29 protein-coding genes and 2 tRNA genes are annotated in these 25143 nt (G+C 47.7%); 14 read left to right on the forward strand and 17 right to left on the reverse strand.

What is annotated here, in order from left to right:
• Positions 1-1026, forward strand: a complete 1026-nt coding sequence (locus QFX30_RS03995) for a hydantoinase/oxoprolinase family protein (RefSeq protein WP_300488576.1) — start codon at positions 1-3, stop codon at positions 1024-1026.
• Between the two features lie 4 nt (positions 1027-1030).
• Positions 1031-1705 (forward strand): hypothetical protein, encoded by a 675-nt coding sequence (locus tag QFX30_RS04000; RefSeq protein ID WP_300488579.1) that lies wholly within the window; start codon positions 1031-1033, stop codon positions 1703-1705.
• 63 nt (positions 1706-1768) lie between these two features.
• Here QFX30_RS04000 and QFX30_RS04005 read toward each other — a convergent pair whose 3' ends face one another.
• Positions 1769-2284 (reverse strand): CDP-2,3-bis-(O-geranylgeranyl)-sn-glycerol synthase, encoded by a 516-nt coding sequence (locus QFX30_RS04005; protein ID WP_300488582.1) that lies wholly within the window; start codon positions 2282-2284, stop codon positions 1769-1771.
• Between the two features lie 163 nt (positions 2285-2447).
• Between QFX30_RS04005 and tes the strand changes: the two genes are divergently transcribed.
• The 6 genes from tes to QFX30_RS04035 are packed head-to-tail and all read left to right on the forward strand — an operon-like array spanning position 2448 to position 8109.
• Positions 2448-3923 carry a tetraether lipid synthase Tes gene (gene tes / locus QFX30_RS04010; RefSeq protein WP_300489105.1) on the forward strand — a complete coding sequence of 492 codons (1476 nt, stop codon included), beginning with the start codon at positions 2448-2450 and terminating at the stop codon, positions 3921-3923.
• Positions 3924-3943: 20 nt separating this feature from the next.
• Positions 3944-4924 carry a beta-ribofuranosylaminobenzene 5'-phosphate synthase gene (locus QFX30_RS04015; RefSeq protein WP_300488585.1) on the forward strand — a complete coding sequence of 327 codons (981 nt, stop codon included), beginning with the start codon at positions 3944-3946 and terminating at the stop codon, positions 4922-4924.
• Between the two features lie 14 nt (positions 4925-4938).
• On the forward strand, positions 4939-5439 hold the full coding sequence (gene hacB, locus QFX30_RS04020) for a homoaconitase small subunit (RefSeq protein WP_300488587.1): 501 nt from the start codon (positions 4939-4941) through the stop codon (positions 5437-5439).
• Between the two features lie 42 nt (positions 5440-5481).
• Complete coding sequence (locus QFX30_RS04025; protein WP_300488589.1) at positions 5482-6090, forward strand: HVO_0476 family zinc finger protein; 609 nt, start codon at positions 5482-5484, stop codon at positions 6088-6090.
• 32 nt (positions 6091-6122) lie between these two features.
• Positions 6123-6776, forward strand: coding sequence for a protein-L-isoaspartate O-methyltransferase (locus QFX30_RS04030; RefSeq protein ID WP_300489108.1), 654 nt, complete (start codon positions 6123-6125; stop codon positions 6774-6776).
• 49 nt (positions 6777-6825) lie between these two features.
• Positions 6826-8109 carry a tRNA (N(6)-L-threonylcarbamoyladenosine(37)-C(2))-methylthiotransferase gene (locus QFX30_RS04035; RefSeq protein WP_300488592.1) on the forward strand — a complete coding sequence of 428 codons (1284 nt, stop codon included), beginning with the start codon at positions 6826-6828 and terminating at the stop codon, positions 8107-8109.
• Between the two features lie 151 nt (positions 8110-8260).
• Here QFX30_RS04035 and QFX30_RS04040 read toward each other — a convergent pair.
• Together QFX30_RS04040 and QFX30_RS04045 are read right to left on the reverse strand one after the other, a co-directional pair.
• Positions 8261-8333 (reverse strand) — tRNA-Phe (locus tag QFX30_RS04040).
• A 4-nt stretch (positions 8334-8337) separates the two neighbouring features.
• Positions 8338-8409: transfer RNA gene (locus QFX30_RS04045), tRNA-Val, on the reverse strand.
• A 344-nt stretch (positions 8410-8753) separates the two neighbouring features.
• Between QFX30_RS04045 and QFX30_RS04050 the strand changes: the two genes are divergently transcribed.
• The gene (locus tag QFX30_RS04050; protein WP_300488595.1) at positions 8754-10877 is read left to right on the forward strand and encodes a PAS domain S-box protein; all 2124 of its coding nucleotides are present in this window, start codon (positions 8754-8756) and stop codon (positions 10875-10877) included.
• A gap of 21 nt (positions 10878-10898) precedes the next feature.
• On the opposite strand, the gene QFX30_RS04055 is transcribed toward QFX30_RS04050, so the two are convergent.
• Both QFX30_RS04055 and hmtA1 read right to left on the reverse strand, forming a co-directional pair.
• Complete coding sequence (locus QFX30_RS04055) at positions 10899-11390, reverse strand: rubrerythrin family protein (protein WP_300488598.1); 492 nt, start codon at positions 11388-11390, stop codon at positions 10899-10901.
• 135 nt (positions 11391-11525) lie between these two features.
• Entirely contained in the window at positions 11526-11732 is a 207-nt protein-coding gene (hmtA1, locus tag QFX30_RS04060) for a histone HmtA1 (RefSeq protein ID WP_013296030.1), read from the reverse strand.
• 152 nt (positions 11733-11884) lie between these two features.
• Here hmtA1 and cofH point away from each other — a divergent pair, with 152 nt between their 5' ends.
• Positions 11885-13000 carry a 5-amino-6-(D-ribitylamino)uracil--L-tyrosine 4-hydroxyphenyl transferase CofH gene (gene cofH, locus QFX30_RS04065; RefSeq protein ID WP_300488600.1) on the forward strand — a complete coding sequence of 372 codons (1116 nt, stop codon included), beginning with the start codon at positions 11885-11887 and terminating at the stop codon, positions 12998-13000.
• A gap of 26 nt (positions 13001-13026) precedes the next feature.
• On the opposite strand, the gene QFX30_RS04070 is transcribed toward cofH, so the two are convergent.
• Genes QFX30_RS04070 through QFX30_RS04085 form a run of 4 tightly spaced genes read right to left on the reverse strand, consistent with a single transcriptional unit; the run spans position 13027 to position 16778 of the window.
• Positions 13027-13380, reverse strand: coding sequence for a cyclophilin-like fold protein (locus tag QFX30_RS04070; protein WP_147671732.1), 354 nt, complete (start codon positions 13378-13380; stop codon positions 13027-13029).
• A 54-nt stretch (positions 13381-13434) separates the two neighbouring features.
• Positions 13435-14100, reverse strand: coding sequence for a deoxyribose-phosphate aldolase (gene deoC / locus QFX30_RS04075; RefSeq protein WP_300488605.1), 666 nt, complete (start codon positions 14098-14100; stop codon positions 13435-13437).
• Position 14101: 1 nt separating this feature from the next.
• Entirely contained in the window at positions 14102-15718 is a 1617-nt protein-coding gene (locus QFX30_RS04080; protein WP_300488607.1) for a tRNA uridine(34) 5-carboxymethylaminomethyl modification radical SAM/GNAT enzyme Elp3, read from the reverse strand.
• Positions 15719-15752: 34 nt separating this feature from the next.
• Positions 15753-16778, reverse strand: a complete 1026-nt coding sequence (locus tag QFX30_RS04085) for a CBS domain-containing protein (protein ID WP_300488610.1) — start codon at positions 16776-16778, stop codon at positions 15753-15755.
• Positions 16779-16850: 72 nt separating this feature from the next.
• On the opposite strand from QFX30_RS04085, the gene QFX30_RS04090 reads away from it, so the two are divergent.
• The 4 genes from QFX30_RS04090 to QFX30_RS04105 all read left to right on the forward strand — a co-directional run bounded on the left by QFX30_RS04090 (position 16851) and on the right by QFX30_RS04105 (position 17982).
• On the forward strand, positions 16851-17117 hold the full coding sequence (locus tag QFX30_RS04090; RefSeq protein WP_300488613.1) for a PRC-barrel domain-containing protein: 267 nt from the start codon (positions 16851-16853) through the stop codon (positions 17115-17117).
• Positions 17118-17128: 11 nt separating this feature from the next.
• The gene (locus tag QFX30_RS04095; RefSeq protein ID WP_300488616.1) at positions 17129-17428 is read left to right on the forward strand and encodes a DUF2098 domain-containing protein; all 300 of its coding nucleotides are present in this window, start codon (positions 17129-17131) and stop codon (positions 17426-17428) included.
• A 71-nt stretch (positions 17429-17499) separates the two neighbouring features.
• Entirely contained in the window at positions 17500-17628 is a 129-nt protein-coding gene (locus QFX30_RS04100) for a hypothetical protein (RefSeq protein WP_300488619.1), read from the forward strand.
• Between the two features lie 48 nt (positions 17629-17676).
• Positions 17677-17982 (forward strand): hypothetical protein, encoded by a 306-nt coding sequence (locus QFX30_RS04105; RefSeq protein WP_300488622.1) that lies wholly within the window; start codon positions 17677-17679, stop codon positions 17980-17982.
• On the opposite strand, the gene QFX30_RS04110 is transcribed toward QFX30_RS04105, so the two are convergent.
• From QFX30_RS04110 to sppA, 8 genes are all read right to left on the reverse strand, one after another.
• Positions 17973-18509 carry a DUF2115 domain-containing protein gene (locus QFX30_RS04110; protein ID WP_300488624.1) on the reverse strand — a complete coding sequence of 179 codons (537 nt, stop codon included), beginning with the start codon at positions 18507-18509 and terminating at the stop codon, positions 17973-17975. The genes QFX30_RS04105 and QFX30_RS04110 overlap by 10 nt on opposite strands.
• Positions 18510-18565: 56 nt before the next feature.
• On the reverse strand, positions 18566-19021 hold the full coding sequence (locus tag QFX30_RS04115) for a DUF2115 domain-containing protein (RefSeq protein WP_300488627.1): 456 nt from the start codon (positions 19019-19021) through the stop codon (positions 18566-18568).
• Entirely contained in the window at positions 18996-21077 is a 2082-nt protein-coding gene (locus tag QFX30_RS04120; RefSeq protein ID WP_300488629.1) for a DEAD/DEAH box helicase, read from the reverse strand. Before QFX30_RS04120 ends, QFX30_RS04115 begins: the two co-directional genes overlap by 26 nt.
• Positions 21074-21565 (reverse strand): cyclic pyranopterin monophosphate synthase MoaC, encoded by a 492-nt coding sequence (gene moaC / locus QFX30_RS04125; RefSeq protein ID WP_300488634.1) that lies wholly within the window; start codon positions 21563-21565, stop codon positions 21074-21076. The genes QFX30_RS04120 and moaC overlap by 4 nt, the downstream gene beginning before the upstream one ends.
• A 33-nt stretch (positions 21566-21598) precedes the next feature.
• The gene (locus QFX30_RS04130; protein WP_300488637.1) at positions 21599-22663 is read right to left on the reverse strand and encodes a glycosyltransferase family 4 protein; all 1065 of its coding nucleotides are present in this window, start codon (positions 22661-22663) and stop codon (positions 21599-21601) included.
• Positions 22660-23757 carry a cobalt-precorrin-5B (C(1))-methyltransferase CbiD gene (gene cbiD / locus QFX30_RS04135; protein ID WP_300488640.1) on the reverse strand — a complete coding sequence of 366 codons (1098 nt, stop codon included), beginning with the start codon at positions 23755-23757 and terminating at the stop codon, positions 22660-22662. The genes QFX30_RS04130 and cbiD overlap by 4 nt, the downstream gene beginning before the upstream one ends.
• 38 nt (positions 23758-23795) lie before the next feature.
• The gene (locus QFX30_RS04140; RefSeq protein ID WP_013296015.1) at positions 23796-24053 is read right to left on the reverse strand and encodes an MJ0307 family thioredoxin; all 258 of its coding nucleotides are present in this window, start codon (positions 24051-24053) and stop codon (positions 23796-23798) included.
• A gap of 142 nt (positions 24054-24195) precedes the next feature.
• Positions 24196-25059, reverse strand: a complete 864-nt coding sequence (gene sppA / locus QFX30_RS04145; RefSeq protein WP_300488642.1) for a signal peptide peptidase SppA — start codon at positions 25057-25059, stop codon at positions 24196-24198.
• Positions 25060-25143: the final 84 nt, after the last annotated feature.

The following is a 25143-nucleotide window of genomic DNA, read 5'->3' on the forward strand; positions in this document are numbered from 1 at the left end:
ATGAAGATAGCGGGATTTGATATTGGAGGAGCAAACACTGACATGGCATTAATAGAGTTTGGAGCCGATGGGGAAATGAAGAAGGTCCGTGTGGACTTCAGGTACCTCCCCATGTGGCTTAAACGTGATGAACTTTCAGAGACCCTGATTGAGCTTGCAGGGGATGATCTTGATGATCTTGATGGTGTTGGCGTGTGCATGACAGCGGAACTGGTGGACGCCTACCCAAGCAAGGCAGAGGGAGTTATTGACATAGTTGAAAGTGTCCAGAGCGCATTTGATGTTCCAGTGGCATACGTGAGCCTTTCAGGTATGGTGGATGCCTCGGAGGCGGTCAGGGACCCCATGAATGTGGCTGCAGCCAACTGGGTTGCCACCTCACAGATAGCCTCGGCAATGAGCAGTGACTGCATAATGGTGGACGTGGGAAGCACAACAACGGACATAATACCCGTTAAGGACGGATTCGAGGCTGCAAGGGGAAGGAATGACCTTGAAAGACTATCAACTGGTGAACTTGTCTACACAGGCACACTGAGAACCAATGTGGCAACGATAGTCGACAGGGTTCCCCTACATGATAAATGGTTCAGGGTTTCATCTGAACTTTTTGCAATAACAGCGGATGTTCACAGGGTACTCGGCAATATCAGGGAATCCGACTACACCTGCAGCACACCGGATGGCTCAGGAAGATCCATTGAGGATTGTATGCTCAGGATAGCCCGTGTACTATGCGCAGATCTGGAACTCCTTGAACCAGAGGATCTACTTGAGGTGTCAGAGTACATTTACCACCAGCAGATACTCAAGATAGCAGAGGGAATCGCAGAGGTTTCAGAGCGCGAGAATCTTGATGAGGTAATCGCCACTGGCCTTGGAATGAATGTTCTTGCAAAAAGGGCCGCAGAGATTCTTGACCTCAAATGCAGAACCATGGACGAATTCCTGACGGAGGATGAGTGTGTGGTGGCCCCTGCAGTCGGCACAGCACTCTTGATGGAGGATTACCTCCAGAACAGATAGATGGATGGTCAAGTTGAAATCAAGAATTTTAATCGCTGTTATTCTCGTCCTCATTGGAACCCCCCTTCTAATCATGAACCTATCTGACCATTCAACCATCGGCTCAGATTCCAGGGGATACGTTACAAAGGACGTTTATGCCCACTACGGGAGGCAGAACATAAAGATAGCTGTTGTAACTGGGATACATCCACGGGAGGAGGTTTCAATTGCGCCAGTCCAGTGGGCCAGCAGGGCATTCGCACTTCTCCCCGTGGAGGTTGCACTTTACAGTATAAATGTTGAGGACAGTCCAATGGATTACAGCAGGGGCAGGGCCAATGGCGAGGGCCTTGCAGCCACCCACATCCTCCCCGATGTAATGAAATCCGATTATGACCTTGTGATAATTGCCCATGCCCATGCACCCGGTTATGGTGAGGGATTCTATGTTGCAACGCCACAGATGGATGAACCCTCAGTCCGGATCGCTGAGAGCCTAAGGAGGGAAGGGTTCAATTACTATCCGGTCTCAGGAAAAACAAGGTACAGGAGTTCATCTGCCAGACTCTTCTCAAGGCCACTTGCTGCAGCGGGTTACCCGACACTGGTCTATGAGGTCCCTGAGTGGGCACCAGCATATGAAGTATTTTTCATGACCCTTAAACTTTTGAGGGCCAGCAGTTCTCTCCTATCGTAATTGTAATGGGGGGGTTATTTTTTCATGACCCTTAAACTTTTGGGGTGGCAGCTGTTCCCAATATCAGTACCAGACATCCTTCATACCGATGAGGTATGCTATGATGTTTGCTGAAAGATGAAGGACAAGGGTGATAAGCATTATCAGGATGATGTAATCAACTGGAAGTACCCTAAGGGGAGATACCAGTATCAGGGCCCCGGCAACGAAGTCAAGCTGATCAAGGATTGGCGCTGGCCTACCCCTATCTATTTTGAGCCTTCGTTTAATGAAACTACCCCCCGCATCTCCCATAAGGGCTCCAAATCCAAGTAAAAGTCCTGTTATTGCTCCCTTTATAACTGAACCTGAAAGCAGGCCCTGAATTAATCCCACAAGCAGTCCAATAAGGGTACCAGCTGCGGTGCCCCGCCAGGTTACCCCGTCCCCTATGAGGCGCCTGCCATCACGGAGGGTGATGCCCATGTCAAGGGGTCTGCCCCCACCAAATACGAGGCCACTTATATTTGCCATGTAGGCAGGTAACATAAAGTATATTACATAGAGAACATCTATAATATTGATAATATCGGTATTCACATGTACACCTCGCAAAATTATTTAATTTGAGATACGTAAGAACCTGTCACTTCAGGCTCCAAGAAGAGGATGCATGGGTTTGTAATTTCATACATCAAGTATATAACATTTGCCAGTGAACTGATTCAATGATTTTAATATTCAAATTAAACAGGTGACTGTTGTGGTAATAAAGAGAACAAGGAGTCTCTGCCCCGAGTGCCTCAGACCCGTCGATGCAGAGGTCTTTGAGGATGAGGGCAGGGTTCTAATAAGAAAGGAATGCCCGGAACATGGAACCTTTGAGGGTGTTTACTGGAGCAGTTCCGATGTCTACCATAAGGCAGAAAATTATGATGAGGAAGGTGAGGGGCTACTGAACCCGCAGACGGATCCCCTGAAGGGATGCCCACTTGACTGTGGCCTCTGTCCTGAACATGAGAGCCACACTGTTCTTGGTCTTATTGATGTTACCAATCGATGCAATCTTAAATGTCCCATCTGTTTTGCCAATGCTGCCGTTTCAAAGTACCTTTATGAGCCAACCTATGAAGAGATAAGGGAGATGCTAAGAAATCTCCGCAGAAACAGACCCGTACCCACACCAGCCATTCAGTACGCGGGTGGTGAGCCCACTGTGAGGAAGGATATAGTGGAGCTCGTTAAACTCGCAAGGGATGAGGGCTTCACCCATGTCCAGATAGCCACAAATGGTGTGAGACTTGCGCGGAAACCTGAACTCGCAGCGGAACTCAGGGAGGCAGGGCTCAACACGGTTTACCTCCAGTTCGATGGGGTCACAGAGGAACCCTACATTGTATCCAGGGGTAAAAATCTGCTGCCACTGAAATTACAGGCAATAGAAAACTGCAGAAAGGCAGGTCTTGGAATAGTGCTGGTCCCCACACTTGTCAGGGGCCTCAATGACAGCCAGGTGGGGGACATAATTAGGTTCGCCATTGAAAACATCGATATAATAAGGGGCGTCAACTTCCAGCCGGTGTCCTTTGCAGGAAGAACCCCCGCAGACAGAGTTGAGGAGCAGCGCATAACAATACCCGACTTCCAGAAACTCGTGGAGGAACAGACAGATTCAGAGATAGCGGTGGAGGACTTCTACCCTGCATCATCTGTCCGTCCAATATCGGACTTTGTTGCAGCAATTGAGGGTGAACCCCAGGTTACATTCACATGCCACCAGCACTGCGGTACAGCCACATACATATTCATAGAGGACGGAAAAATAATCCCAATAACAAGGTTCATTGATGTTGACAGGTTTTTTGAGATAATCGATAAGGGCAGGGAGGAACTTGAGAAGGGAGGAATAGCAGCAAAGGCTAAATTGATTGCAAAATCAACAATAGAACTCCCAAAAACCCTCGACAAATCAAAGGCACCCAAGTCTGTTGATATAAAGAGCATACTCACATCAGTATTCAAGGAGAGATCATACAGTGCCCTGGGTGAATTCCACTACAACACTCTCCTGGTATCATGCATGCACTTCATGGACCCATGGAACTTTGATATAGAGAGGGTTAAAAGGTGCGTCATACACTACGCCCTGCCTGATGGACGCATAGTCCCATTCTGTACAATGAACTCAATACACCGGGCAGAAGTTGAAAAGCAGTTCTCAAAACCTCTAAAAGGATAATCGAAGGAGTGGTAATTGAATTGATCATCAACACACCGTCCCGCCTACACCTCACCCTCATAGACCTCAATGGTAGAAGGGGCCGCCTCGATGGAGGGGTGGGAATCACCCTTAGGGAGCCTGAACTCATCATGGGCCTTGAGGCCTCAGATGAGATCAGCGTGGAGTTCACTGGTGAAGTGGAAAATGCACTGAGGGAGGAATACGTTTCAAAGATAACAGCGGCTGCAGAGAGAATCCTCAGCCACCTTGGTAGTGATGAAAAATTTGCCTTCAAGGTTGAAAGCATGTTCCCGGCCCACTCAGGCCTTGGTTCAGGGACGCAGATATCCCTTGCAGTCGCAAAGCTCATCGCAGAGTACCACGGCGTCAGTATAGGTGCAAGGGAATTGGCAGTTATTGTTGGAAGGGGCGGCACATCAGGTATAGGCGTTGCCTCATTTGAGGATGGAGGATTCATAGTGGATGCAGGACACAGTACGCGTGAAAAATCTGACTTCCTCCCATCATCTGCCTCACGTGCATCTCCGCCACCTGTTATTGCAAGATATGATTTTCCTGAGGATTGGAATATCGTGGTTGCCATACCTTACATTGAGAGATCAGTTTCAGGGAAAAGGGAGGTTAACATATTCCAGGAATACTGCCCCATACCCCTCCGGGAAGTTGAAAGGCTCTCGCACATAATCCTCATGAAGATGATGCCCTCGGTCATTGAAGGGGACATTGAGGCCTTTGGGGAATCTGTTAATGAGATACAGAAGATAGGATTCAAGAAGGTTGAAAGGGATCTTCAGGACCCACTGATTGACAGTTTAATAGATGCTATGTTGGCTGCAGGGGCCGCGGGGGCGGGCATGAGTTCATTTGGCCCTGCAGTATACGCCGTTACAGAGGGAAAAGCTGATGATATGGTGGATGCTGTTCTGGAGATAATGGATTCAGGACAGGCCTTTGTAACAGGCGGCCGTAACAGTGGGGCCTCTGTGAGCAGATCCTGAGGGAGGAGATCTGCATGGAAGAAGTTATAAGGGGAAGAGTATGGAGATTCGGTGATAACATAGATACTGATATGATCATACCAGGCCGTTACCTGCGAACTTTCAGCCTTGATGAACTTGCATCCCATGTAATGGAGGGTGCAAGGCCAGAGTTTGCCTCCGAGGTGAAGAGGGGTGACATAATAGTGGCCGGACGCAACTTTGGTTGTGGGTCATCAAGGGAGCAGGCCGCAGTAGCCCTTAAACATGCAGGTGTCGCTGCGATCATTGCAGAATCCTTTGCCAGGATATTCTACAGGAACGCCATAAACATAGGGTTTCCTGTTATAATGGCGAGGGTGGATGCAGTGGATGGAGATGAAATCTCAGTTGACCTCAAGGGTGGTTTCATTGAGAACCTCACCACTGGAAAGAGGTATGAGATGAAACCCTTCAATGACTACATGCTATCAATACTCCAGGACGGCGGCATTGTGAACCACTACATCAGGACGCTAAAAGAAGGTTCAGGGTAAAAAACATTTAAATTCACAGGAGAAAGTTATGAGGGGTAATAGATGCAATGTCCGATTTGCGGTTCAAAGGCATTCAGGGTTTTAAAAAGCAGAACAGATGAGTCCAGATCGAGGAAGGTCAAGCACCTTGTACTTGAATGTGAGGAATGCGGGACGGTCTTCAAGGATAGCCTTGTGATTGAAAAGCCCAAAAGCCACAGGATAATAATAAGTGAGCATGGAAGCTCCTATAGGGATGAGGTGGATCTATACCCCTATGAGGAGGTATCCACAGGCGATGCAATCACTGTATCAGGAAAACTCGTTGAAATAACATCACTGGAACTTAAGAGCGGCAAGAGGGTTGATAAAGCCACTGCGGCGGATGTTGAGACACTGTGGGCTGTTTCACTCGAGGCACCCGTCCGTGTTGGTATATCCGTAGATCTTCATGGTGAGGTCTACTCAAGAAAGGTTGAGGTGGACAGGGACTTTGAATTCAGAGTTGGAGACGTCATGAAGATAGATGAACACGTCTTCAAGATAAGGAGCATAAAGACAGAGGATGGTATGATAAGAAGGGGCTCCGTACCTGCACAGAGGATTAAGAGGGTTTATGGTTATCCTGTAAACCTCAGGTTCAGACAGGACCTCACAGATATGATCGTGTGATATCCGGCTGTATAAACATGTTTCGTGGTTCAATGATGAATGAAAGACTCAGAATGGTCCAGGACCTCATAGATAAGGGTTACATAAAATCTGAGTCCGTAAGGAGGGCGATGGAGAAGGTTCCAAGGGATGAGTTTGTCCCTGAAGATGAAAGGCACAGGGCCTACCTTGACATGCCCCTTCCGATAGGTGAGGGACAGACCATATCCGCACCCCACATGGTCGCCATGATCGCCGAGCTACTGGACCTTAAGAGGGGAATGAAGGTCCTTGAGGTTGGCACCGGCTGCGGTTACAATGCAGCAGTCATAGCAGAGATAATAGGAAGGGAAGGTCACCTCTACACGATTGAAAGGATACGTTCACTGTATGAGAGGGCAAGGCAAAAGCTTGAGGCCCTGGGATATGATAACATCACGGTTATACATGGAGATGGAAGTAAGGGGTACCCTCAGGAGGCCCCCTACAGCAGGATCTATGTGACCGCGGCAGCACCCTACATACCTGACCCCCTCAGGGAACAGCTGGAGGTGGGGGGAAAACTTTTAATACCTGTTGGTTCTGATAAATTTTACCAGGAACTTGTTCTTGTTGAGAGGCTCTCCTCTGGGAATTACAGATCCAGAAACCTTGGGGGAGTTGCATTTGTTCCATTGATAGGTGAACATGGCTGGAAATTCCACTGAACCATATTTTGGTGGGAATTTCACAGATGACTTTTAAAGGGGATTCCTAATGGACAATATCAGGGTTTACATAGAGACATTTGGATGCACATTCAACCAGGCAGACTCAGAGATCATGGCGGGCGTCCTGAGTGAGGCGGGGGCATTGCTTACAGGGATTGATGAGGCGGATGTGATAATTCTTAACACATGCTATGTTAAGCATCCCACTGAACACAAGGTTATAAACAGAATAAAGAGGATCAGGGAGATATACCCTGATAAGGGCCTCGTTGTTGCCGGGTGCATGGTTGAAATAGACCCAGAGAAACTTGAATCCATATCAGGTGATGCCTCATGGCTTGGACCCCACCAACTGAGGAGGACAGCGGAGGTTGTTCGTGCTGCCTACCGTGGTGATGTTAAACGCATAACCGGTTTCACATCCGATGTGAAGGTTGGTGTCCCACGGGTGAGATCGAACCCCCTCATACACATCATACAGATATGTGAGGGATGCAGTGGAAGCTGTAGCTACTGCTGCACCCGTTTTGCAAGGGGAAGAATACAGAGTTACCCATCAGATATCATCGTTCAGGAGGCCAGGGAGGCCATTGAGGCTGGATGCAGGGAGATTCAGCTGACGGCACAGGATACTGCAGCATATGGTTCTGATACGGGTGAGAGACTATCCGATCTCATAAAAGAAATAACTGAAATACCCGGTGATTTCAGGGTACGCGTTGGCATGATGCACCCTGCAAGTGTCCTAAGGGACCTCGATGGTCTTGTTGAGGCCTTCAGGTCAGAGAAAGTGTACAGCTTCCTCCACCTACCTGTTCAGAGCGGAAGTGACCGTGTCCTCAGGGATATGGGGAGGGGGCACACTGTGGATGATTTCAGGATGATAGTTGACAGGTTCAGGTCAAGAATTCCGGAGATCTCCATTGCAACCGATATAATCGTTGGCTACCCCACTGAGGACGAGGATGACTTCCTTGACACCTGCAGGCTCCTTGAGGAGGTGAGACCTGGCTTCATACACCTCTCGAAGTATAGGCACAGGCCACGAGCCCTCTCGTCCTCTCTTGATGAGATAGACTTCAGGGAACTGCGGAGGCGGTCAAAGCTCGTTGAGGAACTCAAGGGGAGGATCACAGAAGAGGAAAATAAGAGGCTTGTTGGAACCACTCAGAATATACTAATAGTTGAGAGGGGAAGGAAGGGTGGATTAATAGGTAGAACAGACTCTTATATACCTGTGGTTACATATGATGGCGAGGTTGGGTCCTTCAGGAGTGTGAGGATCAATAGGGCCACAGGAACATACCTTATAGCAGAATCAGAAGTTTAATAGCCTCCAGTAATGTTTTATTTTATTTCTTAACTGACTTGAGTGTTTGCAGGTCTTTAAAACCAAGTAAAATAAGTTAAGACTTCTCCAATATTTAATGTCCTTAAAAATAGCTATATAATTAGTTTCCGGATAAAGAGGTGGTTATAAGTGCCGTGGGCCGGACTTGAACCAGCGACATCCAGATCTTCAGTCTGGCGTTCTCCCAACTGAACTACCACGGCATAGTGGGCCGGACGAGATTCGAACTCGTGATCACCTCCGTGTCAGGGAGGTATCATACCCCTAGACCACCGGCCCCTGTCCCTTCTAAACTATGGAAGTAGTCATATATAACCTTTTCCATTAGGGGTGGGGGATTCTGGTAATAACAGCCTCCTTAAAGCGAGGGAGTGACAGTGTGAGCCTGAAACGCCCATTGAAATTCTATCAGCATGATAATGTTTAAAAATTCAGGGTTTGAGGGGTTCCAGCATGAAATTTTCAATTATTATATTCTGTAAATACATTTCTAATACTTCATACATATTATTCATGGAAAACTTTTTAGTGAATATGATAACTTAAATTATAAATGAATGTGAAACCATCATGGGATTATGATTCTACACAGATACACAAGGTTCATTGATAGGGTGGGGGCATTGGTTAATAGAACTCTTACTGCTGCTGAGAAGATACAGTACTACCGCGATAGAAGGACCCGGCTGGCTCTTGTCGCCTCACTCACAGCTCTCTGTATTGTTGCAACTATTTATTTCCACATCTTTCTCAGGGTTGAAGTTGTATTCACACACATATTTTACATACCAATAGTCCTTGCAGCTATCTGGTTTGATAGGAAGTCATTCCTTGTAACAGCCTTCCTTGGTACGGTACTCATTGTAACAAACATTATGGCGTCTCTTTCAGGTTTCTATGAGGACCTTATGAGGGTTTCCGTCATGTTTTTTGTTAACCTCAGTACAGTATTCCTGGCAGAGTCCATAAAGGAATCAGAGGAGGTTATCCGTGAGACCGAGGAGAAGTACAGGACAATAGTTGAGACAGCAAGGGATGCAATAATAACCGCTGACGAGAGTGGAAGGGTGGTTTCATGGAACCAAGGGGCTGAGAAGATCTTTGGATACACTGCAGATGATATGAAGGGAAAACACATCAATAAAATAATCTCAGAGCAAAATCGGGAGGCGCACAAATTTCCTGATACATTTACGAGTGACGTTTCACTGATGATGACAGATGTCGAGGCCATCCGAAAGGATGGAAAAAGAGTCCCGGTGGATATTTCCGTTACAGGATGGCATTACCTGGGGGAAAACTTTGTAACTGCAGTCATAAGGGATATTTCAGAGCGAAAAAAGGCTGAAGAGGCATTGAGAGAGAGTGAAAAGAAATTCAAGGCGGTTTTCAACGGCGTTGATGATATAATAACCATCGTTGAGTTAAGGGATGATGGACTGCCAGGTAACTACATTGAGGTGAACAGGACCGCTGTGGAGAAACTTGGCTACTCAAGGGATGAACTCCTCAGCATGACACCCATGGACCTTGGACCCACAGAGGAGGAGCTCTCAGCGAATATGAAGACACTCCTTGAAAGGAAGGCTGCAAGGTTTGAGAGAACCTACATATCAAAGGACGGCCGCAGGATCCCGGTTGAGGTGAACTCCCGCCTCCTTGAGATTGGAGATAAAAAAGTAGTTGTATCGGTTTCAAGGGACATAACCCATAGACTGGAGAACGAAAGGAAACTGAGGGAGAGTGAGGAAAAATACAGGTCACTATTTGATCTTTCACCAAACTTTATAGCTCTCATTAATCCTGATGATGGTGTTATACTTGAAGTAAACTCAGCTGTTATCAAAAATCTTGGAATCTCTCCCGAAGAACTGAAAGGAAAATCCATTTATGAACTGGAATTTATATCTGATGAGGTTAAAAATGAATTCAGATCCCGTCTTGCTAAAATTAAAGTTTTTGAGAGTATTGAACCATATGAGACCGTATTACATGATATAAATGGTAAAGAGTACACCGTAATGATATACAGTAAACTCATAAACGCTGAGGGTCGTGATTGTGTCCTTGTTGTCATTAATGATATCTCAGACCTCAAGAGGACACAGAGGATGCTTGAAAAGTCCCTCGAGGAGAAGGAACTCCTCCTCAAGGAGATACACCACCGGGTCAAGAACAACCTGATGATAATCTCAAGCCTCCTCAGCCTCCAGTCAAGGAAGGCCAAGGATGAGGAGACCCTGGACCTCTTCAGGGAGAGTGAAAACAGGGCGAGGTCCATGGCCCTGATCCATGAAAGGCTTTACCGTTCAGGGGATCTCAAAAACATTGATATGGGTGAATACATAAGGACACTCGCATCTGAGGTCTTCAGAAGTTACTCTGCAGATTCCAGGATAAGGCTGAATATGGATGTGGCTGAACTGAAAGTTGACGTAGAGACCGCCATACCTGTTGGCCTCATCGTCAATGAACTTTTAACAAATGCTGTGAAGCATGCCTTCCCTGATGGCGAAGGCACTGTATCTGTATCGGTTAAAAGAAGCAATAACCATGTTCTTATTGAGGTTAGTGATGATGGGGTTGGATTTCCACCGGATCTTGACTGGGAGAGCAGTCCATCCCTTGGCCTCCAGCTTGTAAGGAACCTCACCAATCAGATTGACGGGACTGTAGAGATGATTTCAGATGGGGGCACAACATTCAGGATAACCTTCACAGAGAAGGGCGTTATTGATGAAAAATAGAAGTAGAGTGATAGAAAAGAATTATTCTATCTTCCTGAACTCCTTCTTGGGGGCCCCGCAGATGGCGCACCTTTCTGGTGCCTCACCCTCAACGGTGTTACCGCACCAGTTGCAGACGTAGTAGTCCACCTCAACGTTCCTTCCAAGGTTATCGAGGGCCTTCTGGTAGAGTTCAGCGTGGATCTTCTCAACCTTATTTGCAACGTCAAAGCTCCAGCGCGCCTGCTCTTCACCCTCTGCTTCTGCTTCCTCTATGAATCCAGGGTACATCTCCTTGAATTCCGCGGTTTCTCCGGCTATTGCCTCCCTGAGGTTCTCCTCTGTGCTATTGATTGCCCCCATGGCCTCAAGGTGGTTCATCGCATGGACTGTCTCTGCTGCGGCCGCGGCACGGAAGAGCTTTGCAACCTGGTGGTAACCCTCCTCATCAGCCTTTCTTGCGAATGCAAGGTACTTTCTGTTTGCCTGTGACTCCCCGGCAAATGCTTCCTTCAGGTTATCCATTGTTGACATCAAAAATCACCTCATCTTATTTTATGTTATTCTGATCTTATAAAGAAAAAACATGAATCAGTACAGATTATAAAAAGCTTAAATTTTTAGGGGCAATGGGCCCTGAAAAATAAATAGGTAGAATTATCAGTCTACTTATAACTGTTTAGCGGCCATTTCAATGTCTGTGGCTTTAACAGTTTTTCTACCGGCGTGTTTTGCAAGTTCAACGGCTTTGCGTGAGATTTCCTCACCCATGTCTTCGAGGGCCTTTGCTAAAGCCTCTTTTGCATCATCACTTATTCTCTGGGCACCGGCATTTTTTATTATTCTACCTACTGGTGCGATTGGTAATTCAGCCATAATTTCACCTCCAAATTAAGCTGGTAATCTCTAATATTTAAATTTATTGGTTCTGCCGGGTTAATGGACCACATAGGGCCCATGGGGGTAAATTGATATGGATTTCATCAAAACCAAAAATTTTAAACTTGGAGAACCAGATACTAAATCGCATGTTTGGCACCATGGATATTAAAACCCGCACAGAAAAAATACTTGAAAAGGCAATGGACGAGCCAATCAACAATGAGGAGGCCCTCTACTTAATGAATGTGAGGGGAAGGGACCTCCAGGCCCTTTTAATAGCCGCGGACACTGTCAGGGAGTCCGAGGTGGGTGACAGGGTAACCTACATTGAGAACTGGAACATCAACTTCACCAATATATGCTCGGGACAGTGCGGGTTCTGTGCCTTTAAGAGGGATGATCTGGATGGAGACGCATATTACCTTGAAACTGAAAGAATCCTTGAAATTGCCCGTAAGGCCGTGGAAAAGGGTGCCCGTGAACTCTGCATACAGGGAGGCCTCTACCCTGGCCTTGACACCTACTTCTATGAGGATCTTTTGAGGGCCATAAAATCGGAGCTACCCCACGTGCACCTCCACTCATTCTCCCCAATGGAGGTTTACTATGGTGCCCGTAATGCGGAATTATCCATTGAGGAGGCCCTCAGGATACTTAAAAGGGCGGGCCTCGGTTCAATGCCCGGTACGGCGGCAGAGATACTCAATGATGATATAAGGGCTGTTATCTGCCCTACAAAGCTGAGTACCGGGGAGTGGATTGAGGTTATAGAGACAGCACACAGGATTGGGATACCAACAACCTGCACCATGATGTACGGTCACATTGATGGACCCGAGCACAGGGTTGAACACATGGCCATACTGCGGCAGATTCAGGAGAGAACAGGGGGATTCACCGAGTTTGTCCCCTTACCATTCATGCATCCAAGGGCCCCCATATACCGTGAGGGAAAGGCGGCTGCAGGCGCAACCGGTACAGAGGACCTCAAGGTCTACGCGGTTTCAAGGCTGATGTTCAGGGGCCTTATCAGGAACATACAGGCCTCCTGGGTTAAACTGGGCTTTAAGTTTGCACAGGTTGCCCTCATGTCAGGGGCCAACGACCTGGGGGGTACACTGGGTGAGGAGAACATCTCAAGGTCTGCGGGCGCCTCACATGGCGTTAGAACTGAACCCGAAGAAATAATAAGGGTTGTAAGGGACCTGGGAAGGATTCCTGCAAGCAGGGATACGCTTTACAGGGAAATAGAGGATGTTTAGCGTTTCAGGGTCGCTGATTTTTTTTGTTAGTCCATTCTTTCTATTATTATTCTGTCACCCTCATCAACACTGAAGAAGAGGTCAAGATTTCTGGTCACCCTCCCTATATGATTCACGGGGGAGTAGGGCTGTGTTGACCCGAAGAATATGCAGAGGGCGTACCCTGGCGGCCAGTAGGATATGTCCCCTGGACTGGCGGTATCAGAGGGGTTCTCATAGTCAAGGGTGACTGGTATATCGAAGTAGACCTCCTCCATCCACAGGAGGGCCCTGCCCTCAAGTGGAAGGCTCTCATAGATCCTCTCTGCAGATTCAGGGTTTCTCTCATCAAGTTCGGCCTCAGCGTAACCCTTACCCTCCACGGTTATCCTTATCCTCATGTCAGATCACCCTTCTGGGAATGCTTCCGAGGATCAGGAACCTCTCTTCTCATATTACCTCCACTCCTCCATGATCTGGACCCCGGTTGATGTTCCAATCCTGTCTGCACCGGCCTCTATCATTGCAAGGGCTGTTTCAGCATCCCTTATACCGCCGGCTGCCTTAACACCCATCTCATCACCAACAGTCTCCCGCATGAGTTTCACGTCCTCCACTGTGGCACCTGAAAGCCCACCATAGGCTGTAGATGTTTTAACAAACGCGGCACCAGCATCCTTACTTATGAGGCATGCCTCCACCTTCTCCTCGTCTGTGAGGTAGGCTGTCTCCAGTATAACCTTCACAGGGACGCCTGCGGCATCAACGACTCCACTTATATCCTCATAGACAAGTTCCCTCAGCCCTGACTTCAGTGCCCCTATGTTCATTACCATGTCAACCTCCTCTGCACCGTTTTCCACGGCCTCTGATGCCTCGAAGGCCTTAACCGCAGGCGTGTTAACACCTGCTGGAAATCCTATAACAGAGCAGACCATGACATCGCTATCCCTAAGGAGTTCAGAGGCCAGCCTGACGTTGGTTGGGGTGACAACCGCGCACCTGAACCCATACTCAATGGCCTCCCTGCAAAGTTTTTCGATATCAGCAACAGTTGCATCTGCCCTTACATTTGTATGGTCTATGAGTGATGCAAGTTCCTCTGCTGTTTCAACCTTCATTTTAATCCTCCTGAAGCTTTTTTGACATGTAGGGGCCCTCTCTTCTGTAGCCAAATTTGCTGTAGTATTCACGGGCCCCTATCCCGCTTGTGACCATAATTTTCTCCATCCCCCCATCAGATGCTATTGTCTCTGCACGGCTCAGTAACTCCTCACCGTAGCCCCTGTGCTGTCCAACGGTATCGCGACGCTCACCTATGGGTATCATTGAACCGTATACATGGAGTTCCCTTACAAGGGCGGTTTTATCATCTATTTCAGGTCGGTGGGCATTTTCTGATGGGAACCTGAGCCTCAGGAATCCTATGAGGACATCATTTTCAGGGTCCTCTGCTGAGATGAAGAACTCCCTGCCGCCTGTGGCATCGTACTCCTCGACTATCACTGTAACTGCATCCTCATTGACACTCACACCCCTGCGGCTCATATGACCCACCTCCCGGCACCTTATGCATCTGCAGCGGATGCCCTCCTCCTCCAGGCGCCTGTAGACCAGTTCACCCAGGTTGGACTTTCTGACACCATCAACTATAAGCTGGGAGGGTATATCCCTCTGTATCCTCATGGTCCTCACCCAGGGGGGCATCATCTTCTTTATCTCGACGATTAGATCAACGGCCTCCTCTGTGGAGTATGGTTTATAGAGTCCCCTCTCCCAGAGATTGTAGAGTTCGCTGCCCCTGGTAACAAGGCAGGGGTATATCTTCAGCATGTCAGGTCTGAAGGATGGGTCCTGGAATATCCTCCTGAATATCCTGAGGTCCCGGTCAAAGTCCGAGAAGAGGCCTGGCATGAGGTGCATCGCAACCTTTATCCCCGAGTCCCTGAGTATCCTGTTGGACTCTATAACGTCCCCTATGCTGTGGCCCCTCCGGATACGCTGGTAGATGTAGTTGTAGATGGTCTGCACACCCAGCTCAACCCTGGTAACCCCAAGGCTGAGCATCCTGTCAACGTCCTCCTCCCGGCAGTAGTCTGGCCTTGTCTCAAATGTCATCCCAACGCAACGAACCGGCGATGTCTCGTTGAACCGCTGGGCATCATCCACCTTCACATAACCGTGGTGATTGGGCATATCAACCCTTACACCGCTCAGCCTGGCTCCAAAGTCCACCATGGCCTCAAGGCAACTGGATATGAACCATTCCTGGTAGCAGAGGCTGTGGGACGGGAAGGTGCCCCCCATGACTATGAGTTCCACCTTGTCAACAGGGTGGCCTATGCTGTGTAGCTGCTCAAGGCGATTGTAGACCTGCCTGTAGGGGTGGAAATCGTACATTCTGGCCCTAAGGGCGGCTGGTTCCTCTCCTGTATAGCTGGGGGGTGCCTTTTCACTTTCAGGGCAGTACAGGCACCTTCCATGGGGGCATTCATGGGGGTGGCACATGACTGCCACAACGGCAACACCCGATATTGTCCTGGTGGGTTTTTTTCTGAGGAGATTTTCGATCAATTTCTTTTCTTCTGGAGCAGCATGTTCAAGGATTTCTGAGTTACTCATGAATTTTTCAAGCCCAAAGTCACGACAAACCCTGTGTTTAGCCCTTTCAAGTTCCTTCCTTGTTTTTATCTGACCAGATATTATATCATCGATTATCCGGCGACACGCTTCCCTCATTATATTCACCGTAAGTTCACTGGTAGATATGTTTTCATTCGATTCCCTTTCTCATAAGGTTCAGCGTCCTTATTATATCTGTCCTTGAAATTATACCCTTCAGTTTACCGTCACCCATCACAGGGAGCCTTCCAAGCTGGTGGCGGTTCATTTTTTCAAGGACAGAGGTGAGTTCCTCGTCCTCTGCGGCAGTCACAACCTCTGCGGTCATCACGTCCCCCACCATCACATCTCTGGCAGCCTCTGATATGTCATGGAACGTCACTATTCCCGCGAGCTCATCCCCATCGGTTACAGGGTAACCCATGTGCTTCTTTCTGAACATGACATCAAGGGCCTCTCCCACTGTCATGTCAGGTCTGAGTGTTACAGGATCCGGGGTCATCACATCCCCCACGGTCACCCCCTCAAGAAGCGAGGATATTAGGGTTGACTGGTACTCCTGCTCTGCACCTATGTAGATGAAGAGCCCTATCAGTATCAGGAAGAGGTTATAGAAGAGGCCCGTGACCGCCATCATTGCGGCAATGGCCTTACCAAGGTTCGCTGCTATCCTGGTTGCCCTCAGGTAACTCACACGTTCAGCGAGTATCGCCCTCAGTATCCTCCCACCATCCATTGGGAATGCAGGTATAAGATTGAAGAGTGCCAGGACCAGATTAACAGCCAGGAAATCCCCAAGGAATGGTCTGAGGGGTCCTGTGAGGTTCAGGAGGATTGGCACTGCTGTTAACACTGCCATTATCATGTTTGTGAGTGGCCCGGCGATGGATATAAGGAACTCCTGCCTTGGCACCCGCGGTATCTCCTCCATCCTTGAAACCCCTCCTATGGGGAGGAGGAGTATGCTCCTTATCTTCACACCGAACCTGAGGGCGACATAGGAGTGGGCCAGTTCATGTATCACCACCACCACGAAGACGAGGGTTATGAGCACAGCAAGGTTGAGTGATAGGAAACCAAGGTAGGTGAGGAGGTATATGAATACCATCAGAATGAGGAATGAGATGTCAAGTTCAACGGGTATTCCAAGAACCCGGAATATCTTCACGGCAGCCATGCTATTATATTGGAGTGCTATGAATAAATCATTTTTTATACCATGATGCACATAAATGTTAGTGGTGTTAAGATGAAGGTAACGGAGTTCCTGGGTCGTAAGGTGCTGGATAAGAATGCAATGGAGATAGGGAAGGTCTCTGACCTTGAACTGGACCCTGAGAAGGGTGTTGTGGATTCCATTATAATATCCAAGGGGGAGCTGTCCCTTAAACAGAGAACCTTCATTGTCGGCATGGACAACGTGAGCAGGGTTGGAGACTACGTGATACTTAAAATAGCCGCTGATGAGGCGGAAGAGGCCCCTGAAGAGGAGTCAAAGGAAGTTGCACCTGAATGATGGTGGATACAATGGAGGTTAAGGACGTAAACGGGAATGTGCTGACGGTTGGCATGGCTGTCCGCTACACAGGTACCGGCACGGCGGGTGAGATTTCAGCCATTAAGGTTGAAGATGGTGAGGGATGGGTACGTCTGGAGGACTCTGATCTATGGTACAACGCGAATTACCTGGAGGTAATCGACAGATCCCAGCTTAAGAGGGGATCTGGAAAAGGAAGAAAAACTGATACCGTTGAAAAGCTTAAGAGGATGAAAGAGGACTTTGAAGACATTGATATGGGTTCAGAGGTCTGTGACGGTGGCGGATGAAATCCATTAAATCCTTTTTTTATCAGTTTTTAATTCATATATGTGATACAAAAATTTAAGGGGGTGATATTGTGGCTGAGACAAAACTTCCAGGTCTTTTAACACTGATTCTGGGTATTCTTGTGATAATATTTCCGGTGTTTTCAATATTCACACTGAGTGTCCTCACAGGTGTTGTGGTTCTCTTTCTGGCGCTCTGACTGTTCCTTCTTGGCGTGAACGCATGGAAGGTTAGCAGAGGGGCGGGTGTGCTTTATGTTGTACTGGGAATACTTGGTGTGATAGTTGCAGCTGCCCTTGCAGGTAACGTGACTCTCTTCAGTTTCCTTGCGGCATTCTGGATATACATCACAGGTATAATCCTCGTAATCGCAGGTGTTGCAAGTTTATTCTCCAGGGAGCACAGAGCAGGAATGATTGTGGGTCTATCAGTTGTGGTTCTGGGAGTTCTTTACATCATTCTGGGAGTATTCGTAAGAAACCCTGTTTTTCTTGCCTGGCTGATTGGTCTTTCACTGGTCATTGATGGTATGGGTCTAATTCTCTATGAATGAACGCCTGGAACATCAGGGTCCTGTCTGCTCACACAGAAACGGCAGAGGGCGGTGGGGGTGCTGATCTGCCTGTCCTTCACAGGGCAGTAGAAGACATCACCCACCCTTCTAACCCTCAAGCCTCCGGGGAAGCGGGTTCCAACAGGGTGGACTGGTTCCTCCCTTACAAAGGTTACGTAGATGGTTATTATACGGGCGATCCTCTGGAAGCACCTTTCAGGCCGTGAGCTGGCATGCCTTAACTGTTCATCAAGGAACCCTATGAACTCAGACAGTTTTTCAGTGTCAACCTCTCCGGGGTAGATGTTTTTATCATTCTTTATATCCCTTATCCTGTTGAAGAAGGCCCGGGTGAACCTTTCAATGAATTCCTTCTGCTCCCTTGGTGGCATGTATCTGGCATCCTCCCTCAGGTAAACCGATGCGTCCATCACATCTTTTATGTGTATTGACGAGGCCTCCTTTTTAACCATCTCAAGGAGCTCCATTCTTGTCAGTTTCTCTGGAATCTCATCCGCCTGGATCATTGAGGCCCTCCTTCAGGTTTTCAAAGGTTCTGCTGATCAGAAGCCATCTCCCTGAGTCATGTGGGTCTGCTCTGCAATGCAGATTCACAAAGCGCTGATGGATTATCCTTCTGCTTATCCTTCACAGGGCAGTAGTATGTACCATTTTCCTCTGTGACTGAGTAGCCACCGGGAAAAGGAGTTCCCACGGGGTGGAGGGGTTCTGAAAGGATAAAATTCCTGTAAATAACAGTTAAAACCACAATAAGGGGGCTGGAGGTCTCATGTAATCTTTTCAGTGTCCTCAGAAGGCTTTTTCTATTTGCAGTGATATCCACCATACCATCCTTAAGACCCAGAACAGCTTCAACAGCAATTCCAGTATAGGTTTTTACATAGGCCTCCCTGTACCCTCTGGGAACGTGGGCACATTCCCTCTCAACGAATTCACGGATCCTCATGATGTCAAATATGCTGATGGACGCTGCACAATCCCTTAAAATGGTTTTAAGGCTGGCCGGATCTCTCAGCATATCCTCTAATGGCCTCGGCGAGTTTTTCCCCGATACCATCGATACGTTTGAGTTCATCCTTCCGCACATGTCTGAGGTCCTCCCCAAAGGTTTCAACAATCTTGCGGGCCCTGACACGTCCAAGGCCCCTCACACCAACCACCAGTGGAATGATGTCCTCCCTGACTCCATAGTAGAGTCTCGCAGCCAGAACATCGAGTTTCCCTCCGTAACCATACACACCCTGGATTTCACAGATCCTCTTGAAGAATTTAACGAGCCTTGATGCCTCATATGCGCTTCTTCTTGTTGATGCCGCATAGACATTGAAGGCGTTCTCAATCTCATACTCTGTCCTCTCATTTATCCACTCAATGAGGGCTGCTGCTGTTGCCTCGCTGTTACTGGCATCCATGACAAATATTCCATGTTCCATGAGCCTCTCACGTACCGGGTCGCGGCTCTTCCGCCCCTTGAATGGTATGAGTGGAATGTCGGGGGTCCCTGTCAGCTCGTAGATGAGGCGGTAGATGTCGAGTTCATCCATTTCAGATGCGAACTGGTGGAGTTTTATGGCTGTCTCAACAGCGTAACTGGATTTTGCAATCAGAAGCCCGAATTCTGTTGCTGATAAGCCACTGGGAGCAGGGTATATGATTCTGTTCTTGATTAAAAACTCTGTGGCGGTCTCGATTTCGTACTGTATGCTGTCCAGGCCAAATGCACTGCTGAATGGACCCTCACTAATCTGGTAGCCGTAGAAGGTCCCCCTGAAGAATTCAAGAAGATCTTCGGTTGTGGATGCAAGTCCTGAGGCGACCTGTGCGATTATCTGCCTGTAGAGGGCGTCCCGGTTCTCCATGAGCCTCGAGTTGGTCCTCTCCACCTCACCATTCACATAGTACTCCTCGAGTTCCATGGCCTCTTCATGGCTCTTTGCTATGAGGTAGGAGTAGCCGATATCATCATAGAGGGGTCTCCCGGCCCTCCCTGACATCTGCTCATAATCAAATACAGGGATCCTCTGGGGGCCCTGCCCTGTCCACCTAGTGTAGTCCCTTATCACAACGGTCCTTGATGGGAGGTTCACCCCGTACATGAGGCTGGGAGTTGCTGTGATCATGAGGATGTTGCCCCTCCTGAATTCGTCCTCTATTATTTCCCGCTGCCTGTTGAAGAGGCCTGCATGGTGGAATGCAACACCAGCCCTGATGCAGTCTGCAAGTTTCAGGCAGGTGGAGGTTGGGGGTGAGCCGCTGGCCCTCGGCACGTCAAGTATCCTTTCTGCCACTTCATTGAATCTCTCCATCAGGTCCCCCGGGATCTTCTTTTTGATCCTATCTGCAAGGTAGGATGCGAGGGATTCTGTGAACCTCCTTGTGGATACGAATGCCAGGGTCTGGCTATCCTCACTGATGGACCTTTCAAGGATCTTGAGTACAACCTGATTCTTGTCCCGGGCCCCGAACATCTCGGTGTCAAGCACCTCCCGGTGTAGGGGTACTGGTCTGTAGTCGTGTTCAACGATTCTTGCCCCGAGCCACTCCCCTATTTCATTCATATTTGAGAGGGTTGCTGAGAGGGCCACAATGCGCATTGAGGGATTCAGTTTTTTGGCCCTTGTGATGGCGGATTCTATTACAGGGCCCCTGCTGTACTCCCCGATCATATGGAACTCGTCCACTATGAGAAGGTCAATCTCCCTCAGGGTGTTCCATGAGAATCTGGTGAGGCTGTCAAATGATTCGAAGACCATCACTGCCAGGTCCGAGGTTCTGGGATCCTTACCCACACTTATACCGTGCTTTTCAAGCTCCCTGAACTCCTTTACCTTTTCGTTCTGTATTGATAGGAGTGGTACGGTGTAGATAACCCGCCCACCGTCCATTATGGCTTGAATGGCAGCCAGAAGTCCCAGGAGAGTTTTTCCGCTGGCCGTTGGTATGGCTATGATGAAATTTTCATCTGATTCCAGGTAGCCGGCCTCAACGGCACTCATCTGGGCTGGGTTCAGGGATTTTATATATGGGTAGCAGTCAGTGATGATCTTCCGCATCTTGGGGTTCAGAAATTTCATTCAACCACTTCTTCCAGCTCTATTTTCTCCTTTTTAAGGACCCTGATATTACTGATTTTGGTTTCAGGGTACTGCCCATGCTCGTCCTTCTCAACACTTTTGACCATGTCCCAGATTGTAAGGAGCGCCACAGAAACCCCTGTGAGGGCTTCCATTTCAACACCTGTTTTTCCATCGCACTTTACAGTCACCCTAGCGGTGATCCCATCCTCCATGACATCGAATTCAACGTCAACCCCTGTTAGAGGGAGCTGGTGACAGAGGGGTATGAGGTCCCAGGTCCGTTTAACCGCAACTATGGCGGCTATCTGGGCTGTTGCAAGAACGTTCCCCTTTTCGATCCTTTTTTCACTGATCAATTTCAGGGTATCCTCAGTGAGTGATATATGACCTTCAGCGGTCGCCGTCCTTCTGACAATAGCCTTAGATCCCACATCAACCATATGTACAGAGTCTCCTTTTAGATGGGTAAACTTCTTCATTTTCATCACTGACCTCATATCAATAAGAATGAAAGAATACTAGTAGGGTATTTTAATTTTGGAGAACTCAAGCGCCCTTCTCAGTCCATTCTCACCTAATTTTTTTCTTTTTTTATCATCTTCCAGAAGCTGATCCAGTGCACTGGCGAGTTCAGAGGGTGATTCCGGATTCACCAGAATACCCACATTTTCATCCACCACGGCAGGTATTCCCCCAACCCTTGTTGCTACGATAGGTTTTCCCATTGCCATCGCCTCAAGGATAACCATGGGAAGACCCTCTGAGATGGAGGGGAGGACCACAACATCAGCAGCCTTCATGAGGTTACTGACGTCTGTGCGGGGGCCTGTGAAGATGATATCCTCTTCCCTGGCATCTGCCATCGCTTTCAGTTTATCATAGAGGGGTCCACCACCGGTGATTACAAGCTTTGCAGGGTTTTTCATGATGAATTTCGCCTTTATTAGATACTCGACACCTTTTTGGGGTACAAGGTTACCCACAAATAGAATTAGCTTTTCATTCTTTCCTATCCCAGCTTCCTCTCTGAAAGAACTCTTAACATTAGGGTTGAATTTAGTGGTATCAACTGAATTATATATTACATCTATCCTGTCCCTATCTATTCCAACCCTAAGAAGCCTATCTCTAAGAGCCTCGGTCACCACAATAACCTTCTTAGCATTATTCAGGATTTTCCGGAATAATGGTCTTAAAATGGGGTTTGAAGATAGTATCATGACATCCGAGCCATGGAGAGTTACATAATATGGTTTACCAGTTAGTCTCGATGCAATAAAAGATGACAGAGCAGGCGGTATAATATAATGGGCGTGGATTATATCTATTTCATAGTTCCTTATTATCTTTATAATCTTCACGGCTGATGTAAAAATAAAAATCAGGCCCCTCAGACCTTTAATATTTAATGTTGGCGCACTGAAGACCTTTATATTATCAATATCTCTGATTTTATCATGTGGATAGGTGAGCACGTAGACTTCATTTCCCCTTTTTTTGAGTTCAACAGAGAGATTATGTACATGGGATGCAACACCCCCAATATGGGGTGGGAACTTTCCAACCATCAAAATTTTCTTCATAGGTCACCTCTGTCAAATCTATGATTCGGCTGAATTTTAAAGTCGGAGTTCAGTATTGTTCCACTCATGCTGAAGATTAATACATCGACATCCAAGGAGAATTTTTCGGAACATCTATCTTTTATAGACTTACTTATACTGTTGAATACGCTTTCGGTCAACCCATATTTTTTCAGTTCAGTGATCATCTCCTCAACGGTTGCAAGGTTGAAGATCCTTTTTGTAACCTCTGGAGCCGCACCGCTGAGGGCAGTATGTGCGGTCATTATCTCGCGACGGGCATCTGCAATGGAGTTCTTTGTCTGGAATATTCCCGCAGAGAGCTTTATAAGTTTACCTGCATGGCCCATAAGTATAATTTTCTTCAAACCCTTTTTGGCGGCTTTCTCCAGCATGTAACCCGGAAAGTTGGCCATCTGTATTATCCTCTCCTCCTCAATCTGCTTGAAGTATTCTCTGGCGAACCTTTCTCCGATGTTACCGGGGACAAAGACGAGTTCCTTGAATCCCCGGGCGACTGCAATGTCAATCTGACATGCAAGGGATCTCCTGTAGGCTGAGGAGGACATTGGTCTTGCAATACCACTTGTCCCCAGGATGGAGATACCACCCTCAATCCCGAGGCGGGGGTTCATGGTCTTTGATGCGACTTTTTCTCCATCAGGAACCGATACAGTGACAATCGCTCCCTCTCCATCCTTCAGGTATTTCTGGAGATTTTCCTTTATCATTCTCCTGGGAACGGGGTTTATTGCAGCTTCGCCCGGTGGAACCTGGAGACCAGGTTTTGTCACGGTACCGACACCCTCACCGCCCCTGATTACGACTCCAGAGCTTTCAGTGATCTGAACCTCTGCCATGATGCTGAGGTTCACTGTGACATCAGGGTCTCCGTAGGGCCTCTTTATTACACTGGCCCTTGCCGTGTCCTGGGAGATCCTTTCAACAGAATCAACATCCACATCGATTTTTCCTGAGGGGGTTTCAACACAGACCCTTTTGACCACACAACCCCTTAAACATAGAAGTGATGCGAGGGCCGCTGCAGTGGCAGCTGTCCCCGTGGTGATCCCGAATACCCTCTCATCCTTCATCAGAAAAATCCTTTAAAATTTAATGAAGAAAAAGTAATCTATTCTATTTCGTCGCTTATGGCTTCGAAGAGTTCCTCCCTGCCAGGGGCCCCAACGAACCTCACAACACCGTTTATCGCTATTGCAGGGACTGCCATGAGGCCATAGTCGATTGCCTTCTCCCGGTCAACCATTATGTCAATTTTTTCAACGTCTATTTTGTCCCCAAATTCCTTCTTGGCCTCATCAACAACCTCAATCGCCATTGGACAGTAGGGACAGGTTGGGGATGTGAAAACCTCTATTTTAACAACCATTTCCTAACCTCCGTGAGAATGATATATAATTTTTCCATCCTTTTAGGATAAATACTTATCCTTTTATTCTTTCTTGGATCCTTCGCTGTTTTGTTGTATTGCTGAACTTGAGGATACATGGGTACCGTCGCTTTATTCTTTCTTAGATCTTGAGATGTTCTGTTGTATTTGCTGAACCTCCAAATCCAAGCTTTGAGAACATGCTTGAGAGGATCTTCATAAATCCGCCCGGCGGTTCAAGGGTTACGGTCTCATAGTTCCTTAAACCTGCAAGTTTAGCTGCCACATCAACAGCATAATCTTTTCCACCTGTATAATCCACAAGACGGTTCTTCAGGGCCTGCCTTCCAGTGAATATCCTTCCCTCTGCAAGGCTACGCACATATGATACGCTGAGATTTCTGTTGGCAGCCACGGTCCTTATGAAGTAGTCATACTCCTCATTCACCATTGACTGGAGCATCTGTCTCTCCTCATCAGTTATCATACGGTAATCTGCACCCATATCCTTGTATTCCCCCGCCTTTATTGCGTACTTGTTTATGCCTATCTTTTTGTACATCTCAGAGAGATCTGTGAGGTCAAGTATTACACCTATGCTTCCAACCCATGCAGATGGACTTGCAACTATTCTGTCAGATGCTGAGGCTGCAAGGTACGCTCCCGAGGTTCCAGAATCACTTATCCAGCTTACGACAGGTTTTTCAGATTTTTTTATGGCATCCATCAGTTCCTCACTCGCCACCGGAGTTCCCCCTGGACTGTTTATATCAAGGACTATGGCCTTAACTGAAGGGTCACTGTTGGCCTCCTCGATAAGATTCTTTATGTCATCAGGGTTGACAGCATCGGAAACCCCTGCTGAATCATAGGCTATGGTCCCGTGGACAGGTATGATTGCTACAGTACCCTCAGATCCTCCCATGAGCCCTGAAATTGACATTATCAGCCCTGCAATTGATAGAACCACAATTAAACCAGCAACTATCTTACTGTTTCTGTCCATGATATCAGACCTTCAGATTTACCTCCCGTCCTAAACTTCCCTGTTTTTGTATTAATTAGACTGCAACCCATTATATAAATAGTT

Origin of the sequence: Methanothermobacter sp. (assembly GCF_030055435.1) — an archaeon.
GTDB lineage: Archaea > Methanobacteriota > Methanobacteria > Methanobacteriales > Methanothermobacteraceae > Methanothermobacter.